This window comes from Roseateles saccharophilus, from assembly GCF_004342485.1.
Lineage (GTDB): Bacteria > Pseudomonadota > Gammaproteobacteria > Burkholderiales > Burkholderiaceae_C > Pelomonas > Pelomonas saccharophila.
Map to the genome: position 1 here is coordinate 17,605 of NZ_SMBU01000002.1, position 16,886 is coordinate 34,490.

12 protein-coding genes are annotated in these 16,886 nt (G+C 69.8%); 9 read left to right on the forward strand and 3 right to left on the reverse strand.

Annotation, left to right across the window (positions count from 1 at the left end):
• The first annotated feature begins 229 nt into the window (after positions 1 to 229).
• From EV671_RS01905 to EV671_RS01915, 3 genes are read left to right on the forward strand one after another with little or no spacing between them, the layout of a single operon-like run.
• On the forward strand, positions 230 to 2,074 hold the full coding sequence (locus EV671_RS01905; RefSeq protein ID WP_243655543.1) for a thiamine pyrophosphate-binding protein: 1,845 nt from the start codon (positions 230 to 232) through the stop codon (positions 2,072 to 2,074).
• Entirely contained in the window at positions 2,071 to 2,865 is a 795-nt protein-coding gene (locus EV671_RS01910) for a citrate synthase family protein (protein ID WP_132569490.1), read from the forward strand. Before EV671_RS01905 ends, EV671_RS01910 begins: the two co-directional genes overlap by 4 nt.
• Positions 2,862 to 3,674: a citrate/2-methylcitrate synthase gene (locus tag EV671_RS01915; RefSeq protein ID WP_132569492.1), complete on the forward strand. Its 813-nt coding sequence runs from the start codon at positions 2,862 to 2,864 to the stop codon at positions 3,672 to 3,674. The genes EV671_RS01910 and EV671_RS01915 overlap by 4 nt, the downstream gene beginning before the upstream one ends.
• Here EV671_RS01915 and EV671_RS01920 read toward each other — a convergent pair.
• Positions 3,662 to 5,773, reverse strand: coding sequence for a TonB-dependent receptor plug domain-containing protein (locus EV671_RS01920; protein ID WP_165917447.1), 2,112 nt, complete (start codon positions 5,771 to 5,773; stop codon positions 3,662 to 3,664). The two genes, EV671_RS01915 and EV671_RS01920, sit on opposite strands and share 13 nt — an antisense overlap.
• Before the next feature lie 229 nt (positions 5,774 to 6,002).
• Here EV671_RS01920 and EV671_RS01925 point away from each other — a divergent pair, with 229 nt between their 5' ends.
• The gene (locus EV671_RS01925) at positions 6,003 to 6,917 is read left to right on the forward strand and encodes an ABC transporter substrate binding protein (protein WP_132569496.1); all 915 of its coding nucleotides are present in this window, start codon (positions 6,003 to 6,005) and stop codon (positions 6,915 to 6,917) included.
• Positions 6,918 to 6,925: 8 nt separating this feature from the next.
• On the forward strand, positions 6,926 to 8,587 hold the full coding sequence (locus tag EV671_RS27175; protein WP_132569498.1) for an ATP-binding protein: 1,662 nt from the start codon (positions 6,926 to 6,928) through the stop codon (positions 8,585 to 8,587).
• Here EV671_RS27175 and EV671_RS01935 read toward each other — a convergent pair.
• Complete coding sequence (locus tag EV671_RS01935; protein ID WP_341540500.1) at positions 8,559 to 9,773, reverse strand: acyltransferase family protein; 1,215 nt, start codon at positions 9,771 to 9,773, stop codon at positions 8,559 to 8,561. The two genes, EV671_RS27175 and EV671_RS01935, sit on opposite strands and share 29 nt — an antisense overlap.
• A gap of 78 nt (positions 9,774 to 9,851) precedes the next feature.
• Entirely contained in the window at positions 9,852 to 12,560 is a 2,709-nt protein-coding gene (gene acnA, locus EV671_RS01940; RefSeq protein WP_132569500.1) for an aconitate hydratase AcnA, read from the reverse strand.
• Positions 12,561 to 12,637: 77 nt separating this feature from the next.
• Between acnA and EV671_RS01945 the strand changes: the two genes are divergently transcribed.
• From EV671_RS01945 to EV671_RS01960, 4 genes are all read left to right on the forward strand, one after another.
• Positions 12,638 to 13,987: an MATE family efflux transporter gene (locus tag EV671_RS01945; RefSeq protein ID WP_132569502.1), complete on the forward strand. Its 1,350-nt coding sequence runs from the start codon at positions 12,638 to 12,640 to the stop codon at positions 13,985 to 13,987.
• Positions 13,988 to 14,068: 81 nt separating this feature from the next.
• Positions 14,069 to 15,052 carry a BMP family lipoprotein gene (locus tag EV671_RS01950; protein WP_132569504.1) on the forward strand — a complete coding sequence of 328 codons (984 nt, stop codon included), beginning with the start codon at positions 14,069 to 14,071 and terminating at the stop codon, positions 15,050 to 15,052.
• A gap of 10 nt (positions 15,053 to 15,062) precedes the next feature.
• Positions 15,063 to 15,287 carry a hypothetical protein gene (locus EV671_RS01955; RefSeq protein WP_132569506.1) on the forward strand — a complete coding sequence of 75 codons (225 nt, stop codon included), beginning with the start codon at positions 15,063 to 15,065 and terminating at the stop codon, positions 15,285 to 15,287.
• Complete coding sequence (locus EV671_RS01960; RefSeq protein WP_132569508.1) at positions 15,284 to 16,825, forward strand: ABC transporter ATP-binding protein; 1,542 nt, start codon at positions 15,284 to 15,286, stop codon at positions 16,823 to 16,825. The genes EV671_RS01955 and EV671_RS01960 overlap by 4 nt, the downstream gene beginning before the upstream one ends.
• The last annotated feature ends 61 nt before the right edge of the window (positions 16,826 to 16,886 follow it).

Sequence of the window (16,886 nt, forward strand, 5' to 3'; positions counted from 1 at the left end):
ACTGAGCAGTTGCCGATGGCATTCATGCACAGGCAACAGATGTCGCAGGGCCTCGCGCCCTAAGCGCACGCAGGGGGACAAGGCCGTCCGGACAAACGTCCATGGCCACTCGCGAGCCCGCTTTGGCGGGTTCAATCCGTTCCCGATGCCGTGCGGTACCGCGGTTGGCATGGCGCTCCAGCAGCGCCGGCTGACGTGCCACGCTTGGCATCCCTTGCCTGCTTGTCACGTGGAATCGAACACTGCTCTTGCCCCGGCCCGCGCCTGGGCGACCGAACCGGCCCGAGATTGCGCTCCGCGCGACGCCGCCGACCTGATCGTCGACGCGCTGGCCGCCCTGGGCGTCGAGTACGTCTTCGGCGTGCCGGGCGGCGCCGTCGAGCCGCTCTACAACGCGCTGGCACGCAGCGCCCGCCGCGGCGGGCCGCAGGCCATCGTCGCCCGCAACGAGCAGGGCGCAGCCTATATGGCCGACGGCTATGCCCGCGAGACCGGCCGCCTGGGCGTGTGCATCGCCACCTCGGGGCCGGGCGCCACCAATCTCATCACCGGCGTGGCCTGTGCCTACGACAACAACGTGCCCATTCTGGTCATCACCGGCCAGCCGCCGATCAAGAACTTCGGCAAGGGCGCGCTGCAGGAGTCGAGCTGCACGGGCATCAATACCGTGGCGATGTTCCGGCCCTGCACGCGCTACAACTCGCTGGTCTCGCATGCCGAGCAGTTGCCCACCAAGCTCTTCAATGCGCTGATGCAGGCCCAACGTGCGCCCAGCGGCCCCAGCCATCTGTCCATTCCCGTCGATATCCTGCGCGAGCCGCTGCGGCCCGGCATGGAGGCGCCCGACTTCGCCGGCCTGCTGCGCCGTGCGCCGGCCCTGGTCGACCTGCCGGCCGTGCGCCAGCTCGCGCGGCTGCTGTTCTCGGCGCGCCAGCCGGTCTGGCTGATCGGCGACGGCTGCGGCGACGCGGCCAACGAGCTGATGCAGCTCGTGCAGCGCAGCGACGGCAGCTTCATCACGACGCCCGACGGCAAGGGCTTCATCAATCCGCGCCACCCGCGATACCGAGGCGTGTTCGGCTTCGGCGGGCATGCCAGCGCGGCCGAGCTGCTGCAGGCCGAGCCCGACCTCGTCATCGCGCTGGGCACGGGCTTCGGCGAGTTCAACAGCGGCGGCTGGTCCTCCACGTTGCTGAACAGCCGCCTCGTCCATGTCGACGACAGCGACGAGAACCTGATGCGCTCACCGATGGCGCGGCTGCATGTGCGCGGCCACATCAAGTCGGTCTGCGAGCAATTGCTGGCGCTGCTGGCCCCGTCGCACAACGGCCAGGAGGCGCAGCTGCTGCCCTTCCTGCACCCGCAGGTGGCGCGCCTGGCCTACGAGGCCATGGTCGACAGCCCCGAGGCGCTGCGCAGCGACAGCGCGCCGGTCAAGCCGCAACGCCTCGTCGCCTGCTTGAGCGAGCGCTGCCCGCCACAGACGCGTTTCGTCGCCGACGCCGGCAACAGCGCCGCCTGGGCGGTGCACTACCTCGCGCCGCGCGACCAGCGCAGCGCGCGCCTGCCCGGCAGCGCCTTCCTGCCTGCGGGCCAGGAGAGGCGCACGGGCAGCTCCAGCTGGCTGCGCGTGACGATGGACTTCGCGCCCATGGGCTGGGCCATCGGCTCGGCCGTGGGCATCGCGATGGCCAATCGCCGCTGCCCGGTCGTCTGCCTGACGGGCGACGGCAGCTACTTGATGAACGGCCAGGAGATCACGGTGGCCGCCGAGCTGGGCCTGCCGGTGCTCTACGTCGTGCTCAACGACGGCGCGCTGGGCATGGTCAAGCACGGCCAGCGTCTGGCCGGCGCCGAGCCCATCGGCTTCCAGCTGCCCAAGGTTGACTTCGCCGCGATGGCCGCGTCCATGGGCATCCCCGGCCACGTCATCCGAACGCCGCAGGAGCTGGACGCGCTGGACTTCGACGCGCTGCTGTCGCGCGCCGGGCCGACGTTGCTGGACGTGCGCATCGACGGCGAGGAAGTGCCGCCGATGAACCTGCGCATGCGCACGCTCGGGACCGCACGATGACGCAAACCTTGACGACGCGCATCTGGCGCGAGGAGGCCGAGCCCGGCAATGCCTTCGCGGCCCGCGCGGCCTTCTGCCACGGCTACGACGTCTTCGGCGAGATGCTGGGCCGGGCGCGCTGGGTGGACATGCTGTGGCTGCTGTTCCGCGGCGACGTGCCGCCGCCGGAGCAGGCCGCGTTGCTGGAAGACCTGGCTGTGGCGCTGGCCAACCCGGGGCCGCGCGATCCGGCCGTTCATGCCGCGATGTGCGCCGGCACCGGCGGCTCCACGGCGGCGGCGAGCCTGATGGCGGCGCTGGCGGTCGGTGCCGGCCAGCAGGGCGGTGCGCGCGAGGTCTTCCATGCGATGGCGCTCTGGCAGCGCTGCGGCACGGACCTGGCCGCCTGGGCGCAGGTGCTGGCCGCGCCGGCCGAGTCGGTGGCCAGCATCTGGCCGGACTTTGAGCACGCACCCGGCTTCGACCCCAATGCCTCGGCCGCCGGCCTGACCGTGCTGCAGACGCTGGCGCACCTGGCGCGCGGTGGCGTGGGCCATCGGCTCGGCTGGCTGGACAGGCAGCGGGCGGTGCTGGAGGGCCTGGCCGCTGCGCCGCTGGCCATGACGGGCGTCGCGGCCGCCGCCCTGTCCGACCTGGGCCTGACGCCCGATCAGGGCGAGATACTTTTCCTGCTGCTGCGCCTGCCGGGCGCAGCGGTGCATGCGCTGGAGCAGCGCGCCCTGGGGCCGAAGCACTTCCCGTTCTTCGAGCTGGACCTGTTGAACGACCCCGTCGACGAGGTGGCCGCATGAACGGTCCGGCACTGCTGCGGCGCAATGCCGGCCGCCTCGAGACCCGCGCCGGCAAGGCCTTCGTCGGCACGCGGGCGGTGTTCCGCGGCCAGGACCTGCACCAGGACCTGCGCGATGCCGACTGGGTCGACCTCTATCTGCTGTCGATCACGGGCCGCCGCTTCGACGCGCCGGCGCTGCGCCTCTTCCATGCCATGTGGGTCTGCACGAGCTACCCGGATGCGCGGCTTTGGAACAACCGCGTGGCGGCCCTGGCCGGCAGCGCGCGCAGCACGCCGGCCCTCGGGCTGTCGGCGGCGCTCGGCATGTCCGAGGCGGTGGTCTACGGCGGCCATCCCTGCGTGCGCGCCATCGACTTCCTGATCGGTGCGCAACGCCGCGCCGCGTCGGGTGAGCCTTTGGCCAGCCTCGTCGAACAGGAGCTCGCGCAGCGCCGCATCTACGGCTATGGCCGGCCCATCCACGCCACCGACGAGCGCCTGCCCTGGCTGCTGAGCCTGGCCCGCGACCTGGGGTTGGCTGGCGGCCCCCACCTGGCGCTCGCCCACGAGGTGGAGCGGCTGCTCGTGGCCCGCGACGGCCGGCTGAAGATGAACTACGCGGCGCTGACGGCGGCCCTGGCCGCGGACCTGGGCCTGTCGGTGGCGGAGTTCCACCATTTCCAGGTGCCGATGCTGCTGGCGGGCATGACGCCCTGCTACATCGAGGCCGCCGAGCGGCCGGCCGGCGCGCTGTTCCCGCTCTCCTGCGAGCACATCGCCTACGAGGGCGTCGAGCGGCGGCCCTGGCCGGGCGTTCAGAAACGGTAGCTGGCCTGGGCCGACAGCGAGCGGCGCGCCATGGGCAGGTCGTTCGCGATGCCCGCGCTGGGCAGGCTTGGCTCGCGCACGTCGGCATCGAAGGCGTTGAGCAGGCTGAAGGACAGGTCCCAGCCGCTGTGGGCCAGCGCGGTCCGCAGCGTCAGGTCCAGCGTCGTGTAGTCGGGCACCGGCGGGCGCATGTCGCCGAAGGCGCGCATGCGCTTGGTAACGCGGTTGAGCGTGCCGCTGAGCGTGGAGCCGCCGGCAAACGACCAGTCCAGCCGGGCGTTCAGGTGCTGGTGCGGCGCATAGCCGGCGTCGACCCGGTTGAGTTCGTTGGTGGATCGCTGGTAGGCGTAGCTGCCGCTGAAGCGCAGGTCGACCCGCGGGTCCCAGACCCATTCGATCTCGGCGCCGCGGCCGTGCTGGGTGCCCTCGTTGCGGAAGGTTGCGCCCGGTGCCGGCGCCGGGTTGGGCGTGGTCTTGATGATGTCTTCCATCGCGTAGCGGAAGACATTGAAGTTGAGCTGCAGTTCGCGGCCCGCATGCCACTGCAGCACCGCCTCCAGTGTGCGCATGGTTTCTGGCTGGATCGTCGGGTTGCCGCTGGCCACCGGGTTGACGCCGTACTGCTCGTTGAACGAGGGCGCCCGGAAGGCGCTGCCGTAGAGCAGCTTGGCGGTCAGGTCGAGGCTGGCGTCCCAGACCAGGGCGGCGCGCGGATTGGTGGTGCGGCCGAAGTCGGAATAGCGGTCCTGCCGCACGCCGGCCGTCAGCGTCCAGTCCTGGGCGAAGCTCCACTCGTCCTGCACATAGGCGTAGTCGACGCGGCGGCGGTGCGGCGCCAGGAAGGAGTCCTCGACCGGCGCCTCGACCAGTTGGCCGCCGGGCACGGGCACCGGCACGCCGGTTAGGGGGCCCGAAGTGATGACGGTGAAGTTCTTGAACTCCTGCGTGCGGTAGAGGTCCAGGTCGTCATGGCCCAGGCCGATGCGCCATTGGTGGCCGGCCCAGCCGCCGTAGGTGGCGGCCGCGGAGAGCCGCAGCTGTCGCTCCCAGGTGTTGGGCGAACCGAAGACGCCGTTCGGGAAGCTGCCGCCGAAGGCGCCGGGCGGAAAGAGCTGCACCGGCACGGACAGCTTCTGGATGTAGTTCAGGTAGCTGCCGCCCAAGCTCAGGCGCCAGCCCGGCGAGAGGTCGACGTCGTTGACGCCGGTGTCGAGCTCCGCGCGCGTCGAGCCCATGCGGCCGACCGGGTCGAGGGCGCCGGCGATGCCCGCCCCCGTGCCCACGTCGCTGCGCTGCTTGTAGCCGGCATGCAGACGCCATTTGGCGTAGCCCAGCTCCAGGCCGCCGTCGATGGCGTGGTAGCCCGTGTTGACCGGCCCCGGCGCCAGGCTGGCGTGCGTGCCGAACACGGTGTCCAGGCCGGTCTGGGCGTCCGATGCGACGACCTCCTTGAAGCCGTCGCCGCGCCCGACGCGCAGGAAGGCCGCCAGGTCCAGCGGCCCGGCCTTGCCGCCGTGCTGAAGCCAGGCGTCGCGGGTCCGGAAGGAGCCGGCGTGCAGGCCCAGCTCGGTGCCGGGGGTGTCCTGTACGCCCTTGGTGATGATGTTGATGATGCCGGCGTAGGCGTCTGCGCCGTAGAGGGCCGAGCCCGGGCCGCGGATGACCTCGATGCGCGCGATGTTCTGCACCGGCAGGCCGCCCCAGATGATGCCGCGGCTGCCGACATAGAGCGTCGTCATCGGCACGCCGTTCTGCAGCATCAGCACCTGCGGGTTGAAGTCGCTGGCCACGCCGCGGATCAGGTACTGCGGCGAGTAGGCGCCGTTGCTGCGGCTCACATGCAGGCCGGGCACGGTCTCCAGCACCTCGTCGAGATCGTTCGCGCCCATCGTCGCGATGTCCTGCGCCGTGATCACCGTGGCCACCGCCGGCGCCCGGCGCAGGGCTTGCGGCCGGCCCGTGGCGATGCTGATGGTCGTCTTGTCGGCGTAGACCTGGGCGAGCTCGTCTTCGTCGTTCGGCGCCTGCGCATAGGCCGCCGACTGCGCCGCCATCCAGCAGGCGCCGGCCAAACTCACCGAACGGAACACAAAACGCATGGTCGGTTTCTCCGAGGTGGACGGTGGTGGGCGCATATTGTGGGGGGCGCCGAAGCGGGGGGGGCGAGGAATTGCGCAGGAATTGAGGCGCGGCGGCGGCGCCCGGGTCTGCATAATCGCCGCCGTTCCGCGTCCGGTGCTCCAACGACATTGACCTCACTTGACTGACCACGGCCGATCCTCAGACGCCGCCCGTCGCGCCTTGTTGCGGCGGGCCCTAGGCGGTGCCGTGGCATTGGCAGGGCTGGGGGCCCGCCCGGCCTTCGCGGCCGAGGCCGCGCGCGGCATGGCCGTCGTCTACCCCGACCTGGGCGAGCCCTTCCGCCAGGTCTTCACGACCATCATCGAAGGCATCGAGGACAAACTTGGCGGCTCTGTCATCAGCATCGCGGTGGCCAACAACGCCAACCCGGCCCAGGTCGCCGACGACATCCGCAAGCGCGACGTGCAGGTGCTGATCGGCCTCGGCCGTGGCGGCATGCGGGTCGCGGCCGCGATGGCGGGCGAGCTGGCGGTGCTGGTGGGCTGCGTGGTGTCGGTGCAGGAGTCCGAGGCCCGCGCCTTCCCCGTCCACACGCTGGCGCCCGACCCGGCCCTGCTGCTGACGCGGCTCAAGCGGCTGCGGCCGGCCACGCGGCGGGTGCAGCTGGTCTACGACCCCAAGCTCAACGGCTGGCTGGTGCGCCTGGCGCGCGAGGCGGCCAAGGCCGAGGGCATGGAGCTGCAGGCGCTGGAGGCCGCCGACCCGGCCGAGGCTCTGCGCGGCTACACCCAGCTGCTGGCCGCCGCCGACCCCGCGCACGACGCGCTGTGGCTGCCGCAGGACCCGACCACGGTGGACGACAACGTGGTGCTCTCGCTGGTGCTGCGCGAGGGCTGGAGCCGCAACATCGCCGTGATCTCCAGCCACCTGGCCCATGTGAAGCGGGGCGCGCTGTTCTCGCTCTACCCGGACAACCACGAGCTTGGGCGCACGCTGGCCGCATCGGCGCAGCGGCTGGCGGCTGCGCCCAAGGCGGCCGCGGGCGGCGTGCTGCCTTTGCGCCAGGCGCGTGCTGCCATCAATATCCGTACCGCTGCGCATCTGGGCATCGATGTGGCCGCGGTGCAGTCCGGATTCGATCTGGTCTATCCCTCCAACTGAGGTCCAGCTTGACGCCACCCTATCCCGCCGACAGCCAGCCGCCCAGCCTCCTGCGGGAGGAGGGCGTGCCCATGGCCGCGCCGACGCCTCGGCCCTGGCCGCTGCGCGTCTATGCCCGCTGGTTGCGCGACACCTCGTTCCGCCGCCATCTGAGCGTGGCCGTCACGCTGGGCGCGCTGTGCCTGGCCCTGCTGGTGGCCGCGGTCAACGCCTGGCAGGGTGGTCGCCAGGTGCGCGCGATGCTGATGGAGCAGGGCGGGCGCGTGGCGGCCAACCTGGCGTCCAACAGCTCGCTGGCCCTGATCTACGCCTCGGCCGACAACGCCGAGGAAGCCGTGCGAGCCTCGCTGGCCTTCCCGGACGTGATGGCCATCGAGATCCGCGACACCAACGGCCGCCTGCTGCTGGCCCTGGGGCCGGGGCGCGACAGCCTGCCCTCGCCGGCCGCGCCCGCGCGCGCCAGCAGCGAGCCCTGGCTGGACCAGGAGACCGACGGCAGCTGGGCCTTCGCGGCGCCGGTGTGGACCCGCCCCGAGCCCTCGCCCTTCGACGTGACGCTGCGCCCGCCGCAGCTGCTGGGCCAGGTGCGCGTCATCCAGAGCAAGGCGACGCTGCATCGCGCCCAGACCTCCTTCTTCATCACCAACTTCGGCGTGGCCCTGCTGTTCGCGGCGCTGTTCCTGTTCGCGGTGCGCTTCCTCGCGCTGCGCCTGACGCGTCCGCTGGCGGCCCTGTCCCGGGCGATGGAGCAGGTGGAGCAGGGCGACAGCGACGCGCGCGCGCCGGCCGGCGGGCCGCGCGACATCGCGGCGATGGCGCACACCTTCAACCGCATGATCGCCGCGCTGCAGGAGCGCGAGGCCGAGCTCGGCGCCCACCGCGACCACCTCGAAGACCTGGTACGCGAGCGCACGCTGGAACTCAGCGAGGCCAAGGAGCGAGCCGAGGTGGCGAGCCGGGCCAAGAGCCAGTTCCTGGCGCGTATGAGCCACGAGCTGCGCACGCCGCTGAACGCGGTGATGGGCTATGCGCAGATCCTGAAGATGGACGAGGGCCTCAGCCCCAAGCAGCGCAATGGCCTGGACATCATCCACAGCAGCGGCCAGCACCTGCTGACGCTGATCGTCGACATCCTCGACCTGGCGCGCATTGAGGCGGGCAAGGCGGAGCTGCGCATCGCGCCGGTCGAGCTGCCGGCGCGGCTGAACGCCGTCGCCGACATCGTGCGCGTGATGGCCGAGGGCAAACAGATCGGGCTGGCGCTGGAGCTCGACCCCGCGCTGCCGGCCGTCGTGCAGGCCGACGAGAAGCGCCTGAGCCAGGTACTCATCAACCTGCTCGGCAATGCGGTGAAGTTCACCCACGCGGGCGGCGTGACGCTGCGCGCCGAGCTCGTGGTGCCGGCCGGGGGCGATGCCGGCGAGGCGCTGCTGCGCTTCGAGGTGAGGGACACCGGCGTGGGCATCGCCGAGAATCAGGTCGCGCGGCTGTTCGAGCCCTTCGAGCAGGCCGGCAACGCCGAGCAGCGCACCGGCGGCACCGGCCTGGGCCTGGCCATCAGCCGCCAGCTCGTTCGCATGATGGGCGGCGAGATCCGGCTCGAGAGCCGCCTGGGCGAGGGCAGCCGCTTCTGGTTCGAAATCAGCGTGCCGGTGCAGCGGCCGGCGTAGCGGCGCCCCGCCGCGCGTCCAGCCGGTCGCGCAGCCACAGGCCCGGCCGCTCCACGGCGTGATGCAGCGCGGCGTCCACCAACAGAATGGCCGCCGCGTAGACCGCGAACAGCGCCGGCCCGTGCAGCGGCAGCACCGGCGCCAGCCATTCGTGCACGGCGTGCATGGCCAGCTTGTGGCTCAGGTAGAGGCTGTACGAGATGGCCGCGACCCCGCCTGCGCCCGGCACCGCCCGGCGGCCCAGCAGGCCCTGCGGCGAGGTGGCAGACAGGGGCAGCAGCCCGAAGCCGAACGACAGCAGCGGCCAGCCGACGGCGTTGGCGAACAGGTTCGTGCGGTCGCGGAACAGCCAGAAGGCCAGCGCCGCGATGGCCAGGCCGGCCAGCATCAGCGGCGTCGAGCGGGCCTGCAGGCGCTGCCATGCCCCGAGCCGGTAGACGCGCAGAGCCGCGAGCGCGATGCCCATCAGCAGGCCGTCCAGGCGCATCCAGGTCGGGTAGTAGATGTCCTCGATGAACCAGTTGCGCGGCGGCTGATAGGCGTCGTCGTGCAGCCACACGCCCGCGCGCAACGCGATGCCCAGCAGCACGAGACAGGCGCACAGGCCGATGAAGCGGGGGGCTGAGGGTCGGCGCGTGGCCCACAAGGCCAGCAGCGGGAAGAGCAGATAGAAATGCTCCTCGACGCACAGCGACCAGGCATGCGAGAAGGCGGGGTTGTGGCCGTAGTCGATGAAGAGGTTCAGCGTGAGGGGCGCGAACTGCCACGCGGCCGCCATCCCCGGCACCTCGCGCAGCGCGGGGAACAGCAGGTAGACCGCCAGCACGGCGGCGAAGGCCGGCAGGATGCGCCAGGCCCGGCGCCAGTAGAAGGCCCGCAGCGAGGTCGGCTCGCCGCGCCGCAGCGCGCGCAGCAGCTGGGAGCCGATCAGGAAGCCGCTGAGCACGAAGAAAATGTCCATGCCGGCCCAGCCGAAGCGCGACAGCCAGGCGAAGTTCGCCCCAGGCCGCCGGCGAGGAAGGAGTGGAAGAGCATCACCTAGACGATGGCGATGCTGCGCAGCAGGTCGAGGCCGGGAAACGATGCCCCTCGTCCAGTCCCGCCTCCGCTGAACGCGGGCAGGCCTGACCGGTCCCCCGCGGGGGACGGCGAAGCGTGCGGCGTTGAGCCGCACGCATATCGCCACAGGCGGGCCGGCTTGGGAGCGGCCCGGCGCTCGGCCCGCAAACTCAAACGGCCCGCCACCGACTTTGCATGTAGCGACTTAAGCCGCGAGCAGCTGCCGGAGCACGAAGGGCAGGATGCCGCCGTGCCTGTAGTAGTCCACCTCGATGGCCGTGTCGATGCGCAGCGTCAGCGTCACGTCCTGCCTGCTGCCATCGGCGCGGGTGATCGTCATCGTCGCTTCGCCCTGGGGCTTGATCTCGTCGGCCAGCGCGATGGCGATGGACTCGTCGCCCTTCAGACTTAAGGCTTCCCACGAATCGCCGGCCTTGAACTGCAGCGGCAGCACGCCCATGCCGATCAGGTTGCTGCGGTGGATGCGCTCGAAGCTTTTCGCCACGACGGCCTTGATGCCCAGCAGCTGGGTTCCCTTCGCGGCCCAGTCGCGGCTGGACCCGGTGCCGTATTCCTCGCCGGCGAAGATCACGGTGGGCGTGCCCTCGGCGATGTACTCCATCGCCGCGTCGTAGATGGCCATCTTGCGGCCGCCCTTCAGCGTGTAGCCGCCTTCCTCGCGCGAGCCGTCTTCCTTGGGCGCCAGCATCAGGTTCTTCACGCGCACATTGGCGAAGGTGCCGCGCATCATCACGTCGTGGTTGCCGCGGCGCGCGCCATAGGAGTTGAAGTCGGCCTTGGCGACGCCGTTCTCGATCAGGAACTTGCCGGCGGGCGTCGTTTCCTTGAAGGAGCCGGCGGGGCTGATGTGGTCGGTGGTGATGGAGTCGCCGAACAGCGCCATGATCCGGGCACCCTTGACGCCGGCCTCCAGTTCTTTGGGCGCCATCGTGAAGCCCTCGAAGAAGGGCGGCTCGGCGATGTAGGTGCTCTTGGGCCAATCGTAGACCTGGCCCTTGACGCCCTTGATCGCGTCCCAGAGCTTGCCGGGCTTCCTGGCCACCTTGTCGTAGTTTTCCTTGAAGGCCTTCGCGTTCATCGCGTACTTCATCAGCTTGTAGATCTCGTCGCTCGTCGGCCAGATGTCGCCGAGGTAGACCGGCCGGCCCTTCTTGCCCAGGCCCACGGGCTCGGTCATCAGGTCGCGCGTCACGTTGCCGGCGATCGCATAGGCCACGACCAGCGGCGGGCTGGCCAGGAAGTTGGCCTTCAGGTTGGGGTGGATGCGGGCCTCGAAATTGCGGTTGCCCGACAGCACGGCCGCGCAGACGAGGTCCTTGTCCTGGATCAGCTTGTTCAGCTCCGGCGTCAGGTCGCCGGCGTTGCCGATGCAGGTCGTGCAGCCGTAGGCGGCGACGTCGAAGCCGAGCTTCTCGAGATAGGGCAGCAGGCCGGCCTTCTCGAGGTATTCGGTGACGATGCGCGAGCCGGGCGCGAGCGAGGTCTTGATATGGGGCTGGACCCTGAGCCCGGCCTCGACGGCCTTCTTGGCCAGCAGGCCCGCGGCCAGCAGCACGCCTGGGTTGCTCGTGTTCGTGCAGGAGGTGATCGCGGCGATCAGCACGTCGCCGTTCCTGATCTCCAGGCCGGACTCGGTCTTGTAGGTTGTGCCCAGCTTGTCGGCCGGCTGGTTGAAGCCGTTCTCGGCCACTGGCTTGCTGAAGAGTTCGCCAAAGGTGCTCGACAGGTTCGTGATCTCGATGCGGTCCTGCGGGCGCTTGGGGCCGGCCAGGCTGGGCGCCACCGTGCCGAGGTCCAGCGTGACGATCGAGCTGTAGTCCAGCTCGCCCTTCTTCGGGATGCCGAACATCTGCTGCGCCTTCCAGTAGGCCTCGAAGGCCTCAATCTCGCTCTTGCTGCGGCCCGTGCCCTTGAAGTAGTCGACGGTCTTGTCGTCCACCGGGAAGAAGCCCATCGTCGCGCCGTACTCGGGCGCCATGTTGGCGATGGTGGCGCGGTCGGGCAGGGCGAGGCTCTTGGTGCCCTCGCCGAAGAACTCAACGAACTTGCCGACGACCTTGTGCTTGCGCAGGATCTCGGTGACGGTCAGCACCAGGTCGGTGGCCGTGACGCCCTCGCGCAGCTGGCCGGTCAGCTCAAAGCCGACGACGTCGGGCGTCAGGAAATAGACCGGCTGGCCCAGCATGCCGGCTTCGGCCTCGATGCCGCCCACGCCCCAGCCGACGACGCCGATGCCGTTGATCATCGTCGTGTGGCTGTCGGTGCCGACGAGGCTGTCGGGGTAGTAGACGCCCTTGGCCTTGTGAACACCGCGTGCGAGGTATTCGAGGTTGACCTGGTGCACGATGCCGAAGCCCGGCGGCACGACGCCGAAGGTGTCGAAGGCCTGCATGCCCCACTTCATGAACTCGTAGCGCTCGCGGTTGCGCTCGAACTCGAGCTTCATGTTCAGGTCCAGGGCCTTCCTGGTCCCGTAGTGGTCGATCATCACGCTGTGGTCGACGACCAGGTCCACAGGCACCAGGGGTTCGATGGTCTTGGGGTTCTTGCCGAGCTTGGCCGCCACGTTGCGCATCGCGGCCAGGTCGGCCAGCAGCGGCACGCCGGTGAAGTCCTGCAGCACGACGCGGGCGACGACGAAGGGGATCTCATCGACGCGTTCGGCGTTGGGCTTCCAGTTGGCGAGCTGCTCGACATGTTCCTTGGTCACCTTCTGGCCGTCGCAGTTGCGCAGCACGCTCTCCAGCACGATGCGCATGGACACGGGCATGCGGCTCACTTTGGGGAAGGCCTTGGCCAGCTGTGGCAGCGAGAACAGCTTGCCGGTCTTGCCGGAGGCGGTCTTGAACTCGGCTAGGGTGTCGGCAAACGCGTGGGCAACGGGTTTCAGCATGGTTACTCCTATAGGATCCCTGGCCATTCTGGCGAGCTTGTCGTGACTTGTGTGAATACCTCTGAACGGAGTCGGCCTTGACGGCTCCGTCCGCTCGCCCCCGTCTCTTTCCGCTGACCTGGCCGCTGCTGCTGGAGCTGCTGCTGGGCATAGGCATCGGCATCATCGGCACGGCCCTGGCTGCGCGGCTGTCGGACAACAGCGGCGCGGCCTTCGGCATCGCCAACCAGGTGTTCGCGGCCCTGTTCGTGCTGTTCCGCGTCATCGGTGCGGGCGTCAGCGTCGCCGTGACCCAGGCCCTGGGGGCCGGACGGCGCGACCAGGCCGATGCCGTGGCCCGCGCGGTCGTCGGCGCCAGCACCTGGCTCGGCCTGGCCGGCGCGCTGCTGGCGCTGCTGGCCGCGGGGCCGCTGCTGGCCATCGTCAACACGCCGGCCGAGGTGGCGCCGCTGGCGCGCACGCTGCTGCAGGCGCTGGCGCCGGCCCTGCTGCTGGACGCGCTGAACGCCAATATGTCCAGTGTGATGCGCGCCCACCTGCGTAGCCGCGAGGCCCTGGTGGTCGTCATCGCGATCCAGGTCGTCACGCTGACGGTGGCGTTGCTGGCCATGCCGCACCTGGGCCTGGTGGGCTATGCGCTGGCCTGCATCTGCGGGCGCGGCATCGGCCTGGGGCTGCACATCACGCTGTGGCGTGCGCGGCTGGGCCTGCGCCTGCGCGCGGCCGACTGGTGGCGCCTGGTGCGCGCGCCGCTGGCCACGGTGCTGCATATCGGCATCCCGGGCGCGGCCGAGAACATCTCCTGGCGCCTGGCCTTCATGACCAGCATCGCGGCTGTGGCCCAGCTCGGCGCCCATGCGCTGGCCACGCATGCCTACACGATGCAGTTCCTGAACGTGATCCTGATGTTCAGCCTGGCCATCGGTTTCGCGGTAGAAATCCTGGTCGGCCACATGATCGGCGCCGGGGAGTTGCATGCGGCCCACAAGCTGGTGCGGCGCTCGCTGGCCCTGGGCTTCGTCGTCGCCTTCCTGGTTGCCGGCAGCTTCGCGCTGGCCGGCCCCTGGCTGCTGGCCCGCTTCACGTCCGACCCCGAGATCATCGCGCTGGGCTGCCAGCTGCTGTGGTGGACCGTGCTGCTGGAGCCGGGGCGCAGCTTCAACCTCATCGTCATCAACGCGCTGCGCGCCACGGGCGACGCGCGCTACCCGGTGATGGCCGGGGCGGCCTCGATGGCCGTCGTGCTGGCCGGCGGCAGCTGGTTCCTCGGCGTGCACCTGGGCTGGGGCCTGGTGGGTGTCTGGATCGCCTACGCGGCGGATGAGTGGATCCGAGGCCTGTTGATGTGGCGGCGTTGGGCGACACTCGGCTGGCTTCCCCATGCCCGGGCGGCGCATCGCAAGCTGCACCACGCCAGGGCGGGGTGAATCCGTATTTTCCTGACCAGTAAAACTTGAGGGATGTTTTCTACAATGCGCCCCTTTCGCCGGAACAACCCCGTCCCACCCATGAAGTTCACCCTGCCTCGACTTTCCCTGGCCCTGATGCTCGTCTGTGGCGCGGCCCAGGCGCTGGCTCAGTCCCAGCCCGCGGTGATCTTCGACATGGGCGGCAAGTTCGACAAATCCTTCAACCAGGCCGGCTACCAGGGTGCCGAGCAGTGGAAGAAGGAAACCGGCAAGGCCTATCTCGAGTTCGAGATCAGCAACGACACCCAGCGCGTGCAGGCCATCCGCCGCATGGCCGAGCGCGGCGCCAGTCCCATCATCAGCATCGGTTTCGCGCAGGCGTCGGCGCTGCAGCAGGTGGCCAAGGACTTTCCCAAGACCCACTTCGCCATCATCGACGCCAAGGTCGACCTGCCGAATGTGCAGTCCCTGCTGTTCAAGGAACACGAGGGCAGCTACCTCGTCGGCGCAATGGCCGCCCTGGTCAGCAAGACCGGCAAGGTCGGCTTCGTCGGCGGCATGGACATCCCGTTGATCCGCAAGTTCCAGTGCGGCTACGAGCAGGGTGCCAAGGCGACCCAGCCCAAGATCGAGGTGTTCTCGAACATGACGGGCACCACGTCCACCGCCTGGAACGACCCCACGCGTGGCGGCGAGCTGGCCAAGGCCCAGTTCGCCAAGGGTTCGGACATCGTCTTCGCCGCGGCCGGCGGCACCGGCATCGGCGTCTACCAGGCCGCCAAGGACGCCGGCAAGCTGGCCATCGGCGTGGACAGCAACCAGAACCACATCCAGCCCGGCACGATGCTGACCTCCATGGTCAAGCACGTCGACGTGGCCGTCTACAACGTGCTCAAGGGCTGGAAGCCCGGCGTCAGCGTGCTGGGCCTGAAAGAAGGCGGCGTCGACTACGCGCTGGACGAGAACAACGCCAAGCTCATCACGCCGCAGCTGAAGGCCAAGGTCGAGGCGATCAAGGCCGACATCGTGTCCGGCAAGGTCAAGGTGGCCGACTACATGGCCGACAACGCCTGCAAGTTCTGATCGCCTCGCGATGAACAAGCGTGTGCTGGTGGCCGCGCTGACGGCCTTCGTTCTTGGCGGGCTGACCCTGCTGCTCTGCTTCGAGGGCTCGGCCTGGCTGCTCTCGCAGCTGGAGGTGCTGTCGCCGCAGGCGCACCGGTGGTTGCGCGTCGCGCAGCCGCTGATCGGCGCGCTGCCTGCCGTGTTCGGTCTGTTGTTGTGGCGTCGGCGTCGCCGCGAGGAGCCGTCCGAATGAGCACTAACGCGGCGGCCGTCCGCCTGCAAGGCATCTCCAAGCGCTTCGGCGCCGTGCAGGCCAACCGCGAGGTGTCGTTCGACATCGCCGCGGGCAGCGTGCATGGCCTGGTCGGCGAGAACGGCGCCGGCAAGAGCACGCTGATGGCCATCCTGTACGGCTACTACCACGCCGATGCTGGGCATATCGAAGTCGACGGCCGCCAGGTCCACATCACGAACTCGCAGCAGGCCATCGGCCTGGGCATCGGCATGGTCCACCAGCACTTCATGCTGGTCGACACGCTGAGCTGCCTGGAAAACATCATGCTGGGTGCCGAGGGTGGCTTCTTCCTCGGCGCCTCCAAGGCCAGGGTGCGGGAGAAGCTGGAAGCGCTGATGGCCGAGACCGGCCTGCAGGTGCGACTGGACGCTCTCGTCGGCGAACTGCCCGTGGGCGAGCTGCAGCGCCTGGAAATCCTGAAGGCGCTGTACCGCGGCGCCCGCATCCTGATCCTGGACGAGCCCACCGCGGTGCTGACGCCGCAGGAGACCGACCAGCTCTTCGTCACGCTGCGCCGGCTGAAGGAGCGCAGCACGACGATCATCCTCATCACCCACAAGCTCAGGGAAGTGATGAACCTGTGCAGCACCGTCACGGTGATGCGCGCCGGTCAGGTCGTCGAGACGCGGCCGATTGCCGATTGGAGCGAGGAATCACTGGCCGAGTCCATGGTCGGCCGCAAGGTCACGCTAGGCCGCCCCGAGGGCATGGAAGTGCATGCCGGCGAAGTGCGCCTGCAGGCCAGCGGCCTGAGCTTGAAGCACGCCAACGGCGTGCCGGCGCTGAAGGATGTGAGCCTGACGCTGAAGGCGGGAGAAATCGTCGGCGTGGCCGGCGTGTCGGGCAATGGCCAGAGCGAGCTGCTGGAGGTGCTGTCCGGCTTGCGCGCGCCCGAGGGCGGCCGCATGGATTTGGGCGGCCAGGCCTTCACGCCCGAGACCTGGCTGGACACGGCCCAGGCCCGGCCCTTGCGCCTGGCTCATGTGCCCGAGGACCGGCATGCGGTCGGACTGGTCATGAGCTTCCCGGCCTGGGAGTCGGCCGTGCTGGGCTACCAGGACCTGCCCAAATACCGGCGCGGCGCCTCGATGAACCACGCCGCGATGCGCGAGGCCACGCGTGCGATGCAGGAGCGCTTCGATGTGCGCCCGCGCGACGAGAACCTGGGCTCTGCCAAGTTCTCCGGCGGCAACCAGCAGAAGCTCATCCTCGCCCGCGAGATCGGCGAGCAGCCGACCGTGCTGCTGGTGGGCCAGCCCACGCGCGGCGTCGACATCGGCGCCATCGAATTCATCCACCACCAGCTGCGGGCGCTGCGCGATGCCGGCTGCGCGGTGCTGCTGGTCAGCAGCGAGCTGGATGAGATCCTGGCGCTGGCCGACCGGGTCGTCGTCATGAACTGCGGCCGCATCACCGGCGAGCTGGCCATCGAGGACTGCGACGAGAAACGCCTCGGCCTGCTGATGGCCGCACAAGAAGAAAGGGTGGCCGCATGAAGCGAGCCGAGCGCTGGGCCGCTCCCGAGCCGGCTCGCATCCCCGCGGGGGATCGTCGGCG

Coding starts and splice junctions, on each gene's coding strand:
- EV671_RS01910 (WP_132569490.1), top strand. CDS start 2,071: ATGACGCAAACCTTGACGACGCGCATCTGGCGCGAGGAGGCCGAGCCC.
- EV671_RS01915 (WP_132569492.1), top strand. CDS start 2,862: ATGAACGGTCCGGCACTGCTGCGGCGCAATGCCGGCCGCCTCGAGACC.
- EV671_RS01920 (WP_165917447.1), bottom strand. CDS start 5,773: ATGCGTTTTGTGTTCCGTTCGGTGAGTTTGGCCGGCGCCTGCTGGATG.
- acnA (WP_132569500.1), bottom strand. CDS start 12,560: ATGCTGAAACCCGTTGCCCACGCGTTTGCCGACACCCTAGCCGAGTTC.
- EV671_RS01950 (WP_132569504.1), top strand. CDS start 14,069: ATGAAGTTCACCCTGCCTCGACTTTCCCTGGCCCTGATGCTCGTCTGT.
- EV671_RS01955 (WP_132569506.1), top strand. CDS start 15,063: ATGAACAAGCGTGTGCTGGTGGCCGCGCTGACGGCCTTCGTTCTTGGC.
- EV671_RS01960 (WP_132569508.1), top strand. CDS start 15,284: ATGAGCACTAACGCGGCGGCCGTCCGCCTGCAAGGCATCTCCAAGCGC.